Raw genomic sequence first — 17,628 nt, forward strand, 5'->3', positions numbered from 1 at the left:
GCTCTGATGAGCATCTTTTTTATAGAAACGTAAATGGATTTGTATCAACTTGAGAAGAAAAGATCGTGCACTCAAACTTTTTGTCTTTACATAGCTCTTGCATTTTCTTTTCAACCTCTTGACGCATTACCTTTTCCACATGATGACCAGGATCGATAACGTTCAATCCCATCATCATCGCGTCATGAGCTACGTGAAAATATAAGTCTCCTGTAACGTAAACGTCCGCACCTTTAAACTTTGCATTAGAGATGTATTTGTTACCATCTCCACCTAATACGGCTACCTTTTTCACCGTATCATGTAAGTCACCAACAACTCTTAGCCCTTCTACATCTAACGCTTCTTTTACATGATGAGCAAATTCTTTTAAAGTCATCTCACGAGGAAGCTTTCCAATCTTCCCAAGACCGTACTCTTTTCCTTTTTGCTTAAGCTTATAAATGTCATACGCTACTTCTTCATATGGGTGAGCACGCAGCACAGCTTGTACAACTTTTTTTTGAAGCTTTGCTGGAAAGATCGTTTCAATTTTCACTTCGTTCACGCGTTCTGCAGTACCCTGTGAGCCGATATAAGGGTTTGCCTGCTCAGATGGAGTGAAGGTTCCAATCCCTTCTGTAAAGAAAGCACAGCCACTATATAGCCCTATCTCACCTGCACCGGCTTCTGAGATAGCTTGGTGAACGGCTTCATAGTGAGTTTTTGGCACATAGACTACAAGTTTATTTAGTTCTTCAGCACCCGTTGGAACAAGCACTTCGGTATTTTGCAAACCTAATGCATCAGCTAACAAATCGTTAACCCCACCTTCAGTAATATCTAAGTTCGTATGAGCAGCGTATACCGCAATATCATGTTTAATGCACTTTTCAACAATACGGCCAGCGGGTTGGTCCGTTTGAATTTGTTGTAATGGTCGAAAGATAGGAGGATGATGAGCGATAATGAGATCAACATGTTTTTCAATCGCTTCATCAACAACCGTTTCTAATACATCTAAGGTAATCATCACTTTATGAACCGGCTTGTTTAATGTCCCGATTTGCAAACCAATTTTATCCCCTTCCATAGCTAAGTGCTTCGGGGAAAAAGACTCAAACAGTTCAATAACTTGATAACCGTTTGGTACTTTATTCATGATAAAACCTCCTCAATGATTCGAATTTCATTTTCTAGCTTTTTCTTTTTTTCTTGCCCTTCTTTTGTTGTAGCTGATTTCTCCATTTGCTCGACGATCTTTTTTGTATGAGCTAGCTCATGATTCCATTTCTTTTTAAAAGCATCGTTTTTCTCTTTTGCTAAGATTGGACCTACTAAAATTCCCGCTTCAACTTTTTCATCATAAGACTCTAACGGCTCTCCTTGTTCAGCAACAAGAATTTCATAGATTCGACCGTCATCTTCCATGATTTTTTCGTCAATTAAAGACCATTTATGTTCAATTAACCACTGTCTGATATGATGAGCCCCAATATTAGGCTGAAGCACAAGTCTTGTAACGCCCTGTAGCTTTTCTTTCCCGTCTTCTAAAATGGTTTGAATTAAAGTTCCACCCATTCCTGCAATTGTAATGCAGTCTACTTCACCCGGTTTAATAACAGATAACCCATCGCCTTTTCTTACTTCAATAACGTCTGTTAAGTTTGTTTTTTCTACCTGCTTAACAGCTGATTGAAAAGGACCTTCTGTAATTTCACCTGCAATTGCTCCTTTTATATACCCTTGTAAATATGCATAGCAAGGTAGATAAGCATGATCTGATCCAATATCAGCAAGCATAGCTCCTTTTGGAATTGATTTTGCGACTTCTTCTAGTCGCTTGGATAATTTTAGCTCATTCATTGTCTTGTCACCTATTCTTTATGTAATTACTGTTCCTTATTTTATCACAAACACTGTTGCGAATCATACTGTGACTCCGCTTCTATTATTTCCTATATCCCATAAAAAAAAGCCTCTTCGTTTGTAAGAGGCTACCATAAAAATCCTATTTATTTAATTTCTGAAACCCATTTCGCCATCTCAGGAGCTTTTTCAGCAGATATTAACCCTGGTGGCATTGATCCCTTTCCGTTCACTAGGATATCAGCAATTTCTTCTTCAGAAAGCTTGTCGCCCACTCCTTTTAAAGCTGGCCCTACGCCTCCTTGATACTGATCGCCGTGACATCCAATACAGTTTTGTTGATAGAGATCTTCAGGCTTTGCTGAGGCTTGATCTTCTTCGCCTCCACCTTCTTTTTCAGCGGCTATTTCTTCTGCGTTGTTGAGACCATTAAATGAGAAGGTTACCATTAATCCAATTCCAATAAGTGCAATAAGCAAAAATGGTATCAGTGGATTTCGATTCATTAACTATACCCCCTTTATGTATTCCCATCCCGTGAAATAGCAAAAATAGTATAAGCATCTTTATTTTACTGTAAAACGAGGACAAGTGAAAGGGTTTTATTTACAGAATTATCTAACCTATCCATAAAATCTACTATTTTTCGAAGCGTTTACACTTTTCAAGTAGTTAATTAGCATCCAATTTGCCTAGCAATAACGGAACGCTGAATTTCAGATGTCCCTTCACCAATCTCCAACAGCTTGGCATCACGTAAAAAGCGCTCAACCTGATACTCTTTCATATAACCATATCCACCGTGGATTTGAATCGCTTGGCTCGCTACTTCCATACATATTTCAGAGGCATATAGTTTACACATGGCTGCTTCCTTAGTAAAAGGTTTGCCTTGATCTTTCAGCCATGCTGCCTTATAAACCATTGTTCTTGCCAGTTCCACTTTCATGGCCATATCTGCTAGTTTAAATTGGATTGCTTGAAAAGACGAAAGTGTTTTTCCAAACTGCTTTCTTTCTTGTGCATAAGCAAGAGCTTTTTCATAAGCCGCTTGAGCAATTCCAACTCCCATTGCTCCAATTCCAATTCGTCCTCCGTCGAGCGTTTTTAAGAATTGCTTAAATCCCTCTCCTTTTTTGCCAAGTAGATTTTCTTCTGGCACTTTTACGTCTTCTAGAATTAGTTCCGTTGTATTTGAAGCATGAAGTCCCATCTTTTCATAATTATCGATGACTGAGAAACCAGCTGCATCAGTCGGCACAATTAACGCAGAAATCTCTTTTTTTCCTTCATGTCTTGCCGTTACAGCTGTCAAAGCTAAAAATTTTGCATAGCTTGCATTGGTAATGTAGCATTTACTACCGTTAATCGTATATTCACCATTTTCTAACTCTGCACTTGTTTCAGTTCCTCCAGCATCACTTCCCGCATTAGGCTCAGTTAACCCAAATGCTCCAAACGATTCTCCTGTGCAGATTGGAACTAAGTATTTTTCTTTTTGCTCCGGTGTTCCAAATAGGTGAATAGGCGCACCCCCTAACGATACATGAGCAGAATATGTAATTCCCGTTGAACCACACGCTCTGCTTAGCTCTTCTACTACAATTGCAAAGCTGACCGTATCAGCACCGCCCCCACCATACTCTTCTGGGAAAGGAAGTCCCATAACGCCTAAATCAGATAACTTTTTAAACACATCTAACGGAAATTCTTTCGTCTTGTCTCGTTCCAATGCTCCTGGTGCAACCTCAGCTTCAGAAAACTCTCGAAGTGTTTTTTGAATCATTTTCTGTTCTGCCGTTAATTCAAAATTCATCTCAAATCCCCCCAAACAAAATGTATACGCTTACAATAATTAATTATAAGTCATTTTTGTAAATTTTCTCAACTTTTAAAATAAGAGAATCTATTTCATGATATAATAAACGAAAGTTTCTTTTAAAAAATGACAGCGATTGCATTTAAGGGCGTGACTGGATAAATTAGTGGATTTTTTTTAAAAGAGCATTTGCAAAACAAAACTCATTTCAGTAAAATATATTCAAAGGGTAGTGATTGGTAAAAAAAAGAAGCAAAAAAATAGTTTACTCCTATATAGAAGTAAACTATTAATTCATCACAAATTCTATTCTAAGAAATCCTTTAAGCGCTTGCTGCGGCTTGGATGTCTTAACTTACGTAGCGCTTTTGCTTCAATTTGACGAATACGTTCACGCGTTACGCCAAACACTTTTCCAACTTCTTCAAGTGTACGTGTACGACCATCATCTAAGCCAAAACGAAGACGCAGCACATTTTCTTCACGATCTGTTAACGTATCTAAGACGTCTTCTAATTGCTCTTTTAATAGTTCGTAAGCAGCGTGCTCAGAAGGCGATGTTGCATCTTGATCTTCAATGAAGTCACCTAAATGAGAATCATCTTCTTCACCAATAGGCGTTTCAAGTGAAACAGGCTCTTGCGCAATTTTTAAGATTTCACGTACTTTTTCTGGCGTTAAATCCATATCCTCTGCAATTTCTTCTGGAGATGGCTCACGACCTAAGTCTTGCAGTAATTGACGTTGAACACGAATTAACTTGTTAATTGTTTCTACCATGTGTACAGGAATACGAATTGTTCTTGCTTGGTCTGCAATCGCACGTGTGATGGCTTGACGAATCCACCATGTTGCATACGTACTAAATTTGTAACCTTTACGGTAATCAAACTTTTCAACCGCTTTAATTAGGCCCATATTTCCTTCTTGAATTAAATCTAAGAAAAGCATGCCGCGTCCTACATATCTCTTAGCAATACTTACAACTAGACGTAAGTTTGCTTCTGCTAAACGGCGCTTAGCTTCTTCATCGCCTTCTTCAATACGTTTTGCCAAGTTAATTTCTTCTTCAGCAGATAGAAGATCTACACGACCAATTTCTTTCAAATACATACGAACAGGGTCATTGATTTTTACTCCTGGTGGCACGCTAAGATCATTCAAATCAAACTCTTCTTCCTTAGACAATTGTTGAATATCTGGATCCGCATCTTCATTTGCTTCTGCTTCACTCATCACTTCAACACCTTGTTCACCAAGGAATTCATAGTATTCATCCATTTGGTCGGACTCAATTTCAAAATTTGCCATGCGCTCGGCAATTTCTTCATATGTGAGAACACCACGTTTTTTACCAATTTCAGTCAATTGTTCTTTGACTTGCTCTATTGTTAAATCTGAATCAAGTTGCTTTGAATGTGCTGATTTTTCAGCCATCAAATCCCCTCCTTCCAAAATTTTGAGGACACCTTTTTTAAAAGTGGGACTAATAAACACGTTTTATTTTAACGCCTTTTTTAATTCCAAAATTTCCATTGCAATCGTCGCAGCCTTTACATAATCCTTTTGACGCTCCGCTTCTTGCCTTTGCTGCTCTTTTTCTTTTATTATGGACTTCTTTTCATAATTCAACACTTGTTGAATGTAATCATGCAACGCTTGCTCCGACAATTCTTCGTTAATTGACATCATCGCTAGTTCCGAAGCTAAACCTGTCAGATTTGAATCAGGAATACGTTCGATAAAGTTGCTTGGGTTAGGACTATACCCTTCTTCGTAGTAACCATACAAGTATGTCACAAGAGCCCTATGTTCTTCTATATTAAACTGTGCTTGAAGCAGATCTTGAATCCGAAACGCTATATCCCTGTCTTTTAGCATATATGCAATTAAATGCCTCTCTGCATTTTCATGTGCAGGAAGAAGGTTTTTTTTGGTGACAGGATGTCTTGATATAGTATTTCTATTCCAAGAATCATTATCCTTTTTCTTTTTCACTTCATGGCGAACTTGTTGCTGCTGTTCCTTTAAAGCATCTAATGAAATTGAAAACTCTTGAGACAGTTGCCTGAGGTAATAGTCTTTTTCGACCGCTTTTGTTAATTGACTAACTGCTTTTAACACTTCATCAATGTACTTCATGCGATCAGCTTCAATCTGCAAGTTCTTACCACGTCGCAAGTATCGCATTTTAAACGCCATAAGCGTCAAACTGTTTTCAATGACTTCGTTTCGAAATTTTGCTGCTCCAAACTCTTTTATATAATCGTCAGGGTCATATCCATCCGGCATCGTGGCGACTTTTACTGAGCAGCCTGCATCTGTTAAAATATTCACAGCTTTATACGCAGCTTCAATACCTGCCGAGTCTGCATCATAGCATACAATAACGGATTCAACGTTTCGACGAATAATTTTTGCCTGCTCTTCTGTAAGCGCAGTACCCATCGTTGCAATTGACTGTTGACACTCAGCAGTAACCGATGAAATAACGTCTGCGAATCCTTCAAATAAAATGACTTGTTGATTTTTTCTGATGTGTTTTTTTGCACGGTGAAAATTGTAGAGTGTACGACTTTTATTAAAGATTGAAGTTTCGGGACTATTTAGATACTTGGGCTGCCCTTTTATCTCTTTTAATAGGCGACCTGAAAAAGCAATGGTTCTTCCTTGTAAGTCTGCAATAGGAAACATAACTCGATCTCGAAACCGATCGAAATAGCTTTCTTCTTGATTTCGTTTAATAATAAGACCTGCAGCTTCCATTTCATCTGGCTTAAATCCACGCTTTGTTAAAAACTTAGTAACGAAATCCCAGGAATCTAGCGCATATCCAATTTCAAACTCGTCTATAATTTCTCTTGTGAAACCACGGTTGATTAAATAGTCATAGGCTTCCTGGCCTTCTTTTGTATTTACCAATAAATGATGATAAAATTTCTTTAAAAGCTCATGTGCATCAACAAGGGCATTTTCTGACTTTGAACCCTCAGAGCTCGGCTGTTGCACTTCATATTCAAATGGAATGTTTCCTTTATCAGCAAGGTGTTGAGCAGCTTCGGTAAATGAAAGCCCCTCTAAATCCATAACAAATGAAAATGCGTTTCCTCCAGCTCCACAGCCAAAGCAATGATAAATTTGCTTATCTGGCGATACGGAAAACGATGGTGTATTTTCCCCATGAAACGGACACAGCCCAAAATAGTTTCGGCCCTGTTTCGTTAGCTGCACATAGTCGCTTATGACATCGACAATATCTACTGAACGCCGAATACGATCAATCACTTCATCAGGAATTCGATTTGCCATGTTAACAGCTCCGTATTTCTATAGTAATTCTTCATCAAAAGCTAAATTCCTTCACGTTTCGACAATATTTTTTCGAGTGCTGTGCTGAATTTTTCTCTGTCTTCATCGCTAAAAGCTTTAGGACCTTTTGAATAGCGACCTGCTTTTCTTTCCTTTGCTGAAACATATCGAAAAAAAAGAACCGTATCCATATCGTTCTCACTATATACTTTTCCACGTGGAGACAATACATAAACACGTCGACTAAGAAGCATGCTCGCTAACCCTGTATCCTGTGTTACAGCGACATCTCCTTGCTGAACATGATTTAAAATGTATAAGTCTACTGCTTCCTTCTCACTATCTACGTAAACCCACTTACCAGCTGAAGGGTTTGTTTGCATGTGAGCATATGAAGCAACAAAAACAACCTCAACGCAGTATGTATGTGCCAGTTCTACAATCTCTTTTTTTACAGGACACGCATCAGCATCGACAAAAATCGTATAGTTTCTTTTGCTATAACTCTGTATTCTACATCCCTCCACAGATTCCTTCTACCATTTGTAATTTCATGTAGATTGCGTTTGTCGAATACTTTTTAGACTCAATCCTTGACATTTATATAAATAGTTTATTCGTTCTTCACAGAGTCTAAACCTAAAACTATTCTTTTTTATCACAATTTTTAATTATAATATAACTACGCAATATTTTCTACCATAAAGTTAAAGAGTAGCCCTTCACGCAAAGGGCCATCATTCAGGAATGATGGCTCATAAAGCAACACAGTGTTGTCACGTCATTTCTTCGTGTAACTGACAACTGCTTTATTTCTTTTGTTGAATGATTTTCGCAATAATTCCAGCAGTCTCTTCTACAGCTCGATTTGAGACGTCCACTACTTCACATCCAATTTTATCGACAATTCCTTGGAAGAAATCTAACTCCTCTTTAATTCTTTCAATGTTTGCGTAAATAGCTTGGTCATTTAGTCCTAATGATTTTAAACGTTCTTTGCGAATATCATTCAATTTATCAGGACTAATCATCAGGCCAATGCATTTTTTAGGCGACACGTGAAAGAGTTCTTCTGGTGGATCTACTTCCGGTACGATTGGAACGTTAGCCACCTTTAAACGTTTATGAGCTAAAAACTGAGACAGCGGCGTTTTAGACGTTCGTGATACTCCAATGAGCACAATATCTGCTCGCAGAATGCCTCTTGGATCTCGTCCATCATCATATTTAACTGCAAATTCAATCGCTTCCACTTTTTTGAAATAATCATCATCTAGCTTGCGAACCGTTCCTGGTTCATATCTTGGCGATAGCTGATAGGATGATTGAATTTTATCAATAAGCGGTCCAATAATATCAAAAACTTCCACGCCTTTTTTAGCCGCTTCGTTCAGCAAAAAGTTTCGCATTTCTGGTTTCACAAGCGTAAATCCAATAATTCCATTATTCAACTTAGCCAAAGATACCACTTCTGCTAACGTAGCAGTATCTTCTACATAAGGAACTCGTTTAATAATAAACTCCGTCATATTAAATTGACTGGAAGCTGCTTTGACAACTAATTCTGCTGTTTCCCCAACCGAATCTGAAATTACATATAAGCATGGGTTGTTCATTTTGGCACATCCCCTTAATCATTTTAATCACTTCGATTATAATACTTCATCATGAGCCAGTGCTACTAGTAATTTTGTGATATTTGTTTTGGTCACTCTTCCTACTACCTCAAGTCCTGCGTCTACTTTTTTCACCACGGGAATGGCATCAATTTGTTTCTCAATCAGCACTTGTGCAATATCAATGAGAAGCTCTTCACGATGACAATATGTAATGTTAGGCATCCTAGTCATAATAATATGAACAGGAATTGATGTAAGCTCTTGTTTCCCGATGCTGGCACGCAGCAAGTCTTTTCGAGATAGAACTCCTACTAATAACGACTGTTCATCCACAACAAACAACGTTCCTACATCTTCTAGAAACATCGTACAAATCGCATCGTATACGGACACATTCTCATTGACTACAACAGGAATAGATTGATAGTCCTGAACTTGGATTTTTTTGATTTTATCCGTTAGCAGCTGCGCCCCTGTTTTTCCTGTATAGAAATAACCCACACGAGGTCGTGCTTCTAAATAACCTGCCATTGTTAAAATCGCTAAGTCCGGTCGCAGCGTTGCACGCGTTAAGTTTAGCTTATCTGCAATATGCTCTCCAGTAATGGGACCTTGATCTTTTACAATCTGTAAGATGTGCTCTTGTCTTTTATTTAGTTCGATTTTAATCACCACCTAACTGTTAAATGTGACATACTATTTATAGAAACATTATATACTTTTTATTCAAAAGTAAAAGATGAAAAGATATATTTTTAAAAGGATTTTTTATTCTATCATGTTACGGCCAAAAAAACATGAAAGATGCCTGTAACTTTTTTAATGACTATTCGCTTTTTTAAATCAATAGTAAAAAGGGCGTCTCAAATATTACTTTATCCTTTGAGGCACCCTCACGTTATGTTATAAAACTCATACGTAACCTTTATTCGCTTTTAGTTGGCAGTGCCGCTTTCAAAGATTCCATCTGAGTTAAAAATCGCTTTGTTTTTAAATACAAGCCTGAATACTCATCATAATATTGATCAATAATAAAGTGCAATTGTTTTTTCGTTTCCGGCTTAACTGAAATAGAGCCTAGTCTTTTTAAATCCATATAATAAAATAAGCGCAGTAATTTAACGGTCATGGGCGTCAGTTTAAAATGATACGGATCTTTTTCTAGGCAACGGTGACAAATAAAGCCCCCTTCGCGTACAGAAAAGTGGAAAGTTCCTTCTTTTGCATGACAGACCGCGCATTCATCAAGAATTGGATATAAACCTAGTACATTCAACATCTTCATTTCATAAATATACATTAAAATTTCAGTATCGTATCCTTCATTCATATAATGAATCGTTTGGTAAAGTAGCTCAAACAGAAACGGATTTGGCTTGTTGTTATCTGTTCCCTTATCCGTTAATTCAAGAATATAAGAAGCATACGCGGTTGTAAAAATATCTTCGCGTATGCTTCTCATAGAAGAAATCACTTCACCTTGCTGAAGAGTTCCCATTCCTGAACCTGCTTGTATAAAGAAATAGCCATACGTAAATAACTGTGTCACAGAAGCTAAACGGCTACTCGGCTTCTTCGCGCCCCTGGCCATTAAGCCTACCTTGCCCAATTCACGTGAATAGATGGTTACAATTTTATTTGATTCACCATAGTCATTCGTTCGAATAACAATACCTTCACATTTTTTAAACAAACTTTATCACCTACTGTTGGGAAGGCTACGAAACTGGAGAATTGAGACCATCAGTATCATCTTCGTGTGCTTCAGGCCCTTCTATTACCTCTTTTTCAAGTTCTTTGAAAAGAAGGTATGTATCGATACTACCTGTTTGTGAAAAGACGTTCCAAGTAAAATTCAACATAGAACTCCCACCTTTCTAATCGTATAGATCAGATACAATTTCAATTCCTTACGTTTAGAATAGCCTTCCTAGCTAAAATCATGTAACACAATTTTTTACAATTTGTGATGTGTTAATTTAATATTCATCTTCTCTAAAACCATAGTCTCTTAAGTGTGATGAACGGTTGCGCCAATCTTTTTGCACCTTCACCCAAAGCTCTAAGAATACTCTTGAACCTAGTAAAGCTTCAATATCAGCACGCGCTTTTCTACCTACTTCTTTTAGCATTTTCCCTTGCTTTCCGATGACGATGCCTTTTTGAGAATCGCGTTCAACAATAATTGTTGCTCCGACGTATATAGCACCGTTATCTCGCTTTTGCATGGAGTCCATGACAACTGCAATGGAGTGAGGAATTTCTTCGCGCGTTGAATGCAATACCTTTTCACGAATTAATTCTGTAATGATAAAACGCTCTGGATGGTCCGTTACTTGATCAGCAGGATAGTATTGCGGACCTTCTGGAAGCACTTTTTTAATTTGCTCTAACAAACGCTCTACATTGTTTCCTTGCAAAGCAGAAATTGGGATAATTTCAGCGAAAGGATATAGATCCTTATACGTTGTGATAATTGTAAACAACTCATCTGGGTGAATTTCATCAATTTTGTTAATGACTAAAAACACGGGTGTCTTTGTCTCTTTTAAACGCTCAATGATAAACTCATCACCACGACCTAACCCTTCAGCTGCGTTTACCATAAACAGCACAAGATCTACTTCTTTTAAGGTATTTTGCGCAACTTTCATCATAAAGTCCCCAAGCTTATGCTTAGGCTTATGAATCCCAGGTGTATCAATGAACACAATCTGTGCCTCATCTTCTGTATAAACGCCTTGAATTTTATTACGAGTTGTCTGTGGCTTGTCACTCATAATGGCGATTTTCTGCCCAATTACTCGATTTAAAAAGGTAGACTTCCCAACATTAGGTCTACCAATAATTGAAACAAAACCTGATTTAAATGTATGATTACTCATGTAAAGCCTCCGATGATTGATCCATTCATAATATTCTTATCACCTTTTCTACAACACGTAATCAGTTTAGCATGCTGTAAAAAAGAGCAAATCTTACTATAGCATCATTATAGCACAACGCTATATAGAGAATACAAACAACTCATGAAAAGAAGATGTATTTCCAAAAGATAAGGATGCCAATAACAACAGCAAAACACGCATAAACCAACACTGCCGCAGCGGCAGCATCTTTTGCGTGCTTTGCTAAAGGATGACGTTTAGTTGTAATTAAATCCACTGTTTTTTCAACAGCCGTATTCATAAGTTCTAAGCTAAACATACCTGCAATTAACAGCAGAACAACCAGCCATTCTGTTAATGAGATACGAAACCACAAGCTTGCTAAGATAACTACAAAGGAAGCGAAAACATGAATTTTCATGTTTGCTTCCTTTGTAACTACATACTTAAATCCTTCTATTGCATAGCCAAAGCTACGAACTAATCGTCTTATTCCTCTTTTATCGCGTGAGTCCATGCTCATCTAAAATATCCTTTTGACGTGTAAACATTTGCTTCTCATCTTCAACCGTTTCGTGATCATAACCAAGCAAATGTAAGAAACCATGTACGGTTAAAAAACCTAGTTCGCGCATAAAGGAGTGGCCATATTCTTCAGCTTGCTCAACTGTTCTTGGAACGGAAATAATAATATCGCCTAAAACTCGCGGCATTTCCTCTCCAAAGATTTCAATCTCCCCTTCGCCCATTTCCTCTAAAGCAAAAGAAATAACGTCCGTCGGCTTGTCCTTGTCACGATATTCACGGTTGATTTCTTGAATACGTTCATTGTTTACAAACGTAATTGATACTTCTGTTCCGTCTTCTACACCTTCTTTAGCAGCAGCTACTGCTAATAAGGCTTCTAATGTTTCTTTTTGTTCATTTGTTATTTCATTTGTTTCATCAATAAAGTCAATTAATAAACTCATGCTTTCACCTTCTGTTTTTTTAATTCAGGATACTCAATACGAGAATGGAATATACCATTTAGCGTCTCACAAAGAGCTTGTCTAATCAATTCCAATTCTTTTAATGTAATATCACATTCAATAAACTGCTCATCTTCAACTCTGTCATTAATGATGCTTCGCACTAGCTTCTCAATCTTTTCTGGGGTTGGATTGGGCATCGAACGCACAGCAGCCTCTACGCTGTCTGCAATGCAGATGACGGCTGCTTCTTTTGTTTGGGGCTTAGGCCCCTCGTAACGATAGTCTTCTTCTTTTATTTCTTCTTCTGTTTGTTCCAATGCTTTATGATAGAAGAACTTTAATAAAGACGTTCCATGATGCTGCTCGGCAATATCAACAATCTCTTTTGGTAGCTTATGCTTGCGCAAAATAGCTGCTCCGTCTGTTGTATGAGATGTAATGATATTTTTGCTGACTTTTGGAGATAACGTATCATGTGGATTACGAATATTCATTTGGTTCTCAATAAAATATTGAGGACGCTTCGTTTTACCAATATCGTGATAATAAGCCCCTACGCGTGCGAGCAAACCGTTCGCTCCAATTGTTTCACAAGCAGCTTCTGAAAGGTTAGCTACCATTACGCTATGATGATACGTACCCGGCGTTTCCGTTAAGATTTTTCTCAGTAAAGGATGATTTGGACTAGATAGCTCAATTAGCTTCATTGTTGATAAAATACCAAAGCCACTTTCAAAGAAAGGAAGCAAACCAATGGCTAATACTGAAGAGATAATGCCAGATGCCATTGCCATTAAGCTATAATAACCAAGCTCCATTGTATCTAACTGACCATTTTTAATAAAAATAATTGATAGACTAACAATCACATTCATTAGCGCGACAACGAGTCCTGCTTGAAGCACTCTTGCCTTGCGCTGTTTGTCCATTAAAAACAAGATAGCTGTAATATTACTAATCAAAAAGTAAATCCCTATATTCATATTAAACGCTGTTGTCAATTCACCGTTAAAAATAATGCTACCGCAAATGGCAAAAATGATGCTGGAAATAATGGCAATCTTCTCATTCATTAACACTCGCAGCAAAATACCACCAACAGCCACAGGGGCTAAGTAGCCAATTTCAGATAAATCAATTCGTTGAAAAAAGCTTAAGATTTTCATTAAAGCAATCGTAATACTTGTGATAATTGCATATAAAAGGAGTGGCTTATATGTATTTGCATGAAGGCCTCGCAAATAAAAAGCTGCTCCGCCAATCATAATAATAATTAGCAAACTTAAGCCAATAAACGGTTGCAGCATTCCTTTATTGTTTAACAGCCCAGCAAGCTGAAGCTGACGGTAGATATCCGCATTGATGAGTTGATTTTCTTCCACAATAATTTGACCTTGCTTAATCCGCACAGGCTCTATTTTTTCAACTGCTGCTTGGCGATTTTCAGATGTTTTTTGTGGATCGTAAATGACATTTGGAATAATAGAAGATCTTGCGATTTCATTCATCGCAGCCTTTAGGCTAGAACTTACATTAGTTGTATACACCAGCTGCCCCTCAGCTTGGTCTTTCATTTCTTCTAAGTCACTAATCATAACTTGGTTTTTCATTACGTGGTGGACTGCTGTAACAACCGCATCTTTTGCAACCGATAATTCTTCTTTGTTCGTCTGTAAAAGCTCGCTAATTGCCTTGTCAGATAGACCCTTACGAATATTATCTGGAAGCTTGTCCTGCAACATTTCTTGCTTGCTTGTTTCGCTTTTATTTTCTAACTGGTCGTACTCTTTATTCACTTCAATAATAGCATCAAAAATAGATGCAACAAGATCGACCTGGTTTTGTGCATATTCTGTTTTTTGTGTATACACATCTTCAACTGCTTCTTTTGCCTCTGCCTTCTTCTTTTCTGTACTTTCTTTATCTTCAATTGTCACAGGTGAGTAAATCGTCTCCGGTGAAATCGATAAAAGCCTCAAGTCCAATTCTTCTGGCTTTACATTGCTGTACATAGACGCAAACATAATGAGACCAATTAAAGCATATAACCCTAGTTGAATTAACCGCAGCTTTTCGATCTGTGCCATTGTTTGTTTAAAAAACCGAAACTTTGACACACCAATTTCCCCCTTTTACAAAAAATAGACCCTAAATTAAAGGGTCTCTTTGTCAAATTGGTCATACGCTTGAATGATTCGACCAACCAATGGATGACGAACGACATCTGATTGATCTAAATGGATAAACGAAATGCCTGTTACATTATTTAATATTTTTGTAACTGACCCTAATCCAGACTTCACACCTCTAGGCAAGTCCACCTGTGATACGTCACCTGTAATAATCATTTTTGACCCGAAACCCAATCGAGTTAAAAACATTTTCATCTGTGCTAATGTTGTATTTTGCGCCTCGTCTAAAATGACAAAAGCATCGTCTAATGTACGGCCACGCATATAAGCAAGTGGAGCAATCTCAATTACTCCTCTTTCTATTAGTCGCTGCGTATGCTCCGTTCCTAACACATCATGCAGCGCATCATATAGTGGTCGTAAATAAGGATCTACCTTTTCTTTTAAATCTCCTGGTAAAAAACCTAAGCTTTCCCCTGCTTCAACAGCTGGGCGCGTTAAAATAATACGCTTTACAAAACCATTTTTTAAGGCGTTAACGGCCATTACTACGGCTAAATACGTTTTTCCCGTTCCCGCTGGTCCAATACCAAATACAAGGTCATTCTTTTTAATAGCAGAAATATAGTGACTTTGCCCTAATGTCTTAACACGAATTGACTTACCCTGTACATTTTTGGCAATCTCTTCTTCATATACATCTTCAAAAAACTCCAGCGTACCTTTTTTAGCAAGCTGAATTGCATAGACAACATCTCGTTCTGAAATTGTAATGTTTTTACGAATAATTGTTACTAGCTTCTTTAACATTTCTTCAACGGTTTGTACATCTTCAGGGTTACCTGAAACAATGACTGTTTCACCTCGAGAGATGATGTTTACATTCATTTCTTCTTCAATTCTTTTCAAGTTAACATCCTGAACACCGAATAAAGAAATTGCTTCGTTTGAATCGTCAAGTTGTACGTTAATTGTTACTAGCTGTTCTGACATTCCTCAATCTCCTTGAATAATTGGTTGGGTACTCGCAATATTTTCTATAACTTGGTAATGTATTGATAATTTTACTTTACCATTCTCAAGTTGCTGGTGCAAAACTTTTTCACCTTTTATTTCAGCATCTTCACTTAAAAATGCTTTTAATTGTTTTCGACCCGTTTCAAGCCCTTTGGCAACGGCTTCTTGTTTAGAGTATACCCGTTTTGTAGTTTGATTTTCTCTTATAATCACTTTTTCATAAGAAAGGGGTGTTTTCCACTTGAAAAAGTACAGCGGCTTCACTTCTTTTTCAACTTTTGTCGTTCTATACTTTTCTTTTGAAAACGCCCAAAGCGGCATTTTAAATGCGCTTAAATCTAAGTAGTGCTTATTATAGGATTCTCCAGTCAGCACATGAAAATTAGTTTCCAGTGGAACTTCTACTTCAGACCTGTACCATGTCTCCCCATAAACTTCCCCTTTTGCTGATACAACCTTCTTATTTTTCTCGTTACCAATAATACCAGAAACCAGTACTTCACCTTCATTTACCACGTCGTTTACTTTTACCAAAGGTTGTCCTTTCTCAACAAACATTTTTGTAATCGTTGCTTTTTTAGCTGCAACTAAATGCTGATGAGATGATTTCTCCTGCTGCTTTGGTTCATTCTTCTCAACAACTTGAAAGTGATAAGAAGTTCCCTTAACCTCTACACCGACCCATGTGATATTATTCATGGAGTCGGTTAAGTAACGCTGTATTTGCTCAGGACTACCTAATGAAAATTGAAATTCTCCTCTCTTAACGCCAACTTCCTTTAGCTTCTTGGTCATTTCATATTCTGTTTCTGGAGAAGCTCCAGTTATCTCAACTTTCCATATCATATTAGATAGCAGCGTAAGCAAAAGAAAAAAAGAAAGAACGCCTAATACAAACCCGCTGTTTCTCCACATTGTTTTTGTTAAAAAAGGAAAGCCTTGCCGACGTACAAAATAAATTTTGCAGTCAGCTTTTCGAATCAGTATACGAATTTTTTTGACGTCTTTCAACAAAATAGTGGCTGTAATACAACCCTCTTCTACTTTTTTGACATGAGAGATCATAATTCCTTGGCGCACGCATAAATTCACAAAACGTTCAATACCTTTTCCAACAATTCGAATTCGAACGGTTCCAATAATAAAGTTTGTCCATCCATTCTTCATTATGTTCCTCCTACCCTTACTGTTCTAAATAAAGAACTTGATTAATTTTCCCTTCTAACACTAATTCTTCAGGTAAAATCACCTTTATCACGAGTCCTTCACCGCGGACTAGCATTTGTCCCTGCTTCAACAACACTCGTATTTCAGTATCAGAAAAGGCTAATAAACCTTTGTGATTTTCAATATATATGTGTATTTGTCCAACTAACGTAATCCGAGGAAGATCCATTAACACATCAGCGGGTAGTTCCATCGTTTTCGTCATCCATCTTTTCATTTGCTGTCTCCATGTTTTGCTCATAAAAAAGAACCCCCTTTCATCTCATGTTTATGAGAAAGGGGGTTAATGTATCACATCTATTTATCTTTTATAACTTCGTCTTTTCGACTTTGGCGGTCCTAGTACTTCCGACCAAATAACACCTTGAATTGCTGCTTTCTTCGAAAACACAACGGGACGAGTAGATGTATCCTGCTTTTTGTCGATAGATGAAACTGAGCTCGTTCCAGCTCGCTTTGGTATTTCTCTTTGAGTCTTTAATTGTTCAAGCTTTTCCTGAAGCTCATTCCGAACGGCTTGAGCCTCTTCTTTCATATCTTTCTTAGCTTCTACTACCGTTTCTTTTTTGTTGCGCTCAGAAGGACGATAGGGTATTCGTTTTGGTCGATTTCTCTCTTCTCTAGAAGTAGGATTACCAACAGGAGGCATTGGCTGGCGCTGTGGGCGTTTTTCTTCCTCTTCTGCCCCTGAACCAATATAACGTTGAATAACGTTTAAAATAAAGCCTCCGACGATGATAACAAGAAAGAGATTTCCGATAATAAATTCAAATATGCCTTGAATTATGTTCATGA

General features: G+C 37.6%; 19 protein-coding genes. All 19 read right to left on the bottom strand.

What is annotated here, in order from left to right:
- Positions 1-19: 19 nt before the first annotated feature.
- The 19 genes from BFL01S_RS02060 to BFL01S_RS02145 all read right to left on the bottom strand — a co-directional run bounded on the left by BFL01S_RS02060 (position 20) and on the right by BFL01S_RS02145 (position 17,626).
- The gene (locus BFL01S_RS02060; protein WP_061784755.1) at positions 20-1,141 is read right to left on the bottom strand and encodes a Nif3-like dinuclear metal center hexameric protein; all 1,122 of its coding nucleotides are present in this window, start codon (positions 1,139-1,141) and stop codon (positions 20-22) included.
- The gene (locus tag BFL01S_RS02065; protein WP_025911616.1) at positions 1,138-1,845 is read right to left on the bottom strand and encodes a tRNA (adenine(22)-N(1))-methyltransferase; all 708 of its coding nucleotides are present in this window, start codon (positions 1,843-1,845) and stop codon (positions 1,138-1,140) included. The genes BFL01S_RS02060 and BFL01S_RS02065 overlap by 4 nt, the downstream gene beginning before the upstream one ends.
- Positions 1,846-1,994: 149 nt before the next feature.
- Positions 1,995-2,354 carry a cytochrome c550 gene (cccA, locus tag BFL01S_RS02070; protein ID WP_025911618.1) on the bottom strand — a complete coding sequence of 120 codons (360 nt, stop codon included), beginning with the start codon at positions 2,352-2,354 and terminating at the stop codon, positions 1,995-1,997.
- Positions 2,355-2,524: 170 nt separating this feature from the next.
- Positions 2,525-3,664 carry an acyl-CoA dehydrogenase family protein gene (locus BFL01S_RS02075; RefSeq protein ID WP_025911619.1) on the bottom strand — a complete coding sequence of 380 codons (1,140 nt, stop codon included), beginning with the start codon at positions 3,662-3,664 and terminating at the stop codon, positions 2,525-2,527.
- 309 nt (positions 3,665-3,973) lie between these two features.
- Positions 3,974-5,104, bottom strand: a complete 1,131-nt coding sequence (rpoD, locus tag BFL01S_RS02080; RefSeq protein WP_061784756.1) for an RNA polymerase sigma factor RpoD — start codon at positions 5,102-5,104, stop codon at positions 3,974-3,976.
- A gap of 63 nt (positions 5,105-5,167) precedes the next feature.
- On the bottom strand, positions 5,168-6,976 hold the full coding sequence (gene dnaG, locus BFL01S_RS02085) for a DNA primase (RefSeq protein WP_061784757.1): 1,809 nt from the start codon (positions 6,974-6,976) through the stop codon (positions 5,168-5,170).
- 41 nt (positions 6,977-7,017) lie between these two features.
- Positions 7,018-7,503: a YaiI/YqxD family protein gene (locus tag BFL01S_RS02090; RefSeq protein WP_061784758.1), complete on the bottom strand. Its 486-nt coding sequence runs from the start codon at positions 7,501-7,503 to the stop codon at positions 7,018-7,020.
- 282 nt (positions 7,504-7,785) lie between these two features.
- Positions 7,786-8,592 (bottom strand): pyruvate, water dikinase regulatory protein, encoded by an 807-nt coding sequence (locus tag BFL01S_RS02095; protein ID WP_025911626.1) that lies wholly within the window; start codon positions 8,590-8,592, stop codon positions 7,786-7,788.
- A gap of 36 nt (positions 8,593-8,628) precedes the next feature.
- A complete protein-coding gene (gene ccpN / locus BFL01S_RS02100) occupies positions 8,629-9,267 on the bottom strand; it encodes a transcriptional regulator CcpN (RefSeq protein ID WP_090752854.1) in 639 nt (212 codons plus the stop codon).
- A 253-nt stretch (positions 9,268-9,520) separates the two neighbouring features.
- Positions 9,521-10,288, bottom strand: coding sequence for a DNA repair protein RecO (gene recO / locus BFL01S_RS02105; RefSeq protein ID WP_025911629.1), 768 nt, complete (start codon positions 10,286-10,288; stop codon positions 9,521-9,523).
- A 25-nt stretch (positions 10,289-10,313) separates the two neighbouring features.
- On the bottom strand, positions 10,314-10,457 hold the full coding sequence (locus tag BFL01S_RS19820; RefSeq protein ID WP_064484023.1) for a YqzL family protein: 144 nt from the start codon (positions 10,455-10,457) through the stop codon (positions 10,314-10,316).
- 117 nt (positions 10,458-10,574) lie between these two features.
- A complete protein-coding gene (gene era, locus BFL01S_RS02110) occupies positions 10,575-11,480 on the bottom strand; it encodes a GTPase Era (protein ID WP_025911630.1) in 906 nt (301 codons plus the stop codon).
- Positions 11,481-11,622: 142 nt separating this feature from the next.
- Positions 11,623-12,006, bottom strand: coding sequence for a diacylglycerol kinase family protein (locus BFL01S_RS02115; protein WP_025911632.1), 384 nt, complete (start codon positions 12,004-12,006; stop codon positions 11,623-11,625).
- Positions 11,984-12,454, bottom strand: a complete 471-nt coding sequence (ybeY, locus tag BFL01S_RS02120; protein WP_025911633.1) for an rRNA maturation RNase YbeY — start codon at positions 12,452-12,454, stop codon at positions 11,984-11,986. The genes BFL01S_RS02115 and ybeY overlap by 23 nt, the downstream gene beginning before the upstream one ends.
- Positions 12,451-14,544, bottom strand: a complete 2,094-nt coding sequence (locus BFL01S_RS02125; RefSeq protein WP_061784772.1) for an HD family phosphohydrolase — start codon at positions 14,542-14,544, stop codon at positions 12,451-12,453. The genes ybeY and BFL01S_RS02125 overlap by 4 nt, the downstream gene beginning before the upstream one ends.
- Before the next feature lie 66 nt (positions 14,545-14,610).
- The gene (locus BFL01S_RS02130) at positions 14,611-15,582 is read right to left on the bottom strand and encodes a PhoH family protein (RefSeq protein ID WP_025911635.1); all 972 of its coding nucleotides are present in this window, start codon (positions 15,580-15,582) and stop codon (positions 14,611-14,613) included.
- A gap of 3 nt (positions 15,583-15,585) precedes the next feature.
- Complete coding sequence (gene yqfD, locus BFL01S_RS02135; RefSeq protein WP_061784759.1) at positions 15,586-16,773, bottom strand: sporulation protein YqfD; 1,188 nt, start codon at positions 16,771-16,773, stop codon at positions 15,586-15,588.
- Between the two features lie 16 nt (positions 16,774-16,789).
- Positions 16,790-17,074 (bottom strand): sporulation protein YqfC, encoded by a 285-nt coding sequence (gene yqfC / locus BFL01S_RS02140; RefSeq protein WP_025911638.1) that lies wholly within the window; start codon positions 17,072-17,074, stop codon positions 16,790-16,792.
- A 60-nt stretch (positions 17,075-17,134) separates the two neighbouring features.
- Entirely contained in the window at positions 17,135-17,626 is a 492-nt protein-coding gene (locus tag BFL01S_RS02145; RefSeq protein ID WP_061784760.1) for a YqfB family membrane protein, read from the bottom strand.
- Between the last annotated feature and the right edge of the window lie 2 nt (positions 17,627-17,628).

It is taken from the genome of Priestia flexa NBRC 15715, from assembly GCF_001591565.1.
GTDB classification, from domain to species: Bacteria; Bacillota; Bacilli; order Bacillales; family Bacillaceae_H; genus Priestia; species Priestia flexa.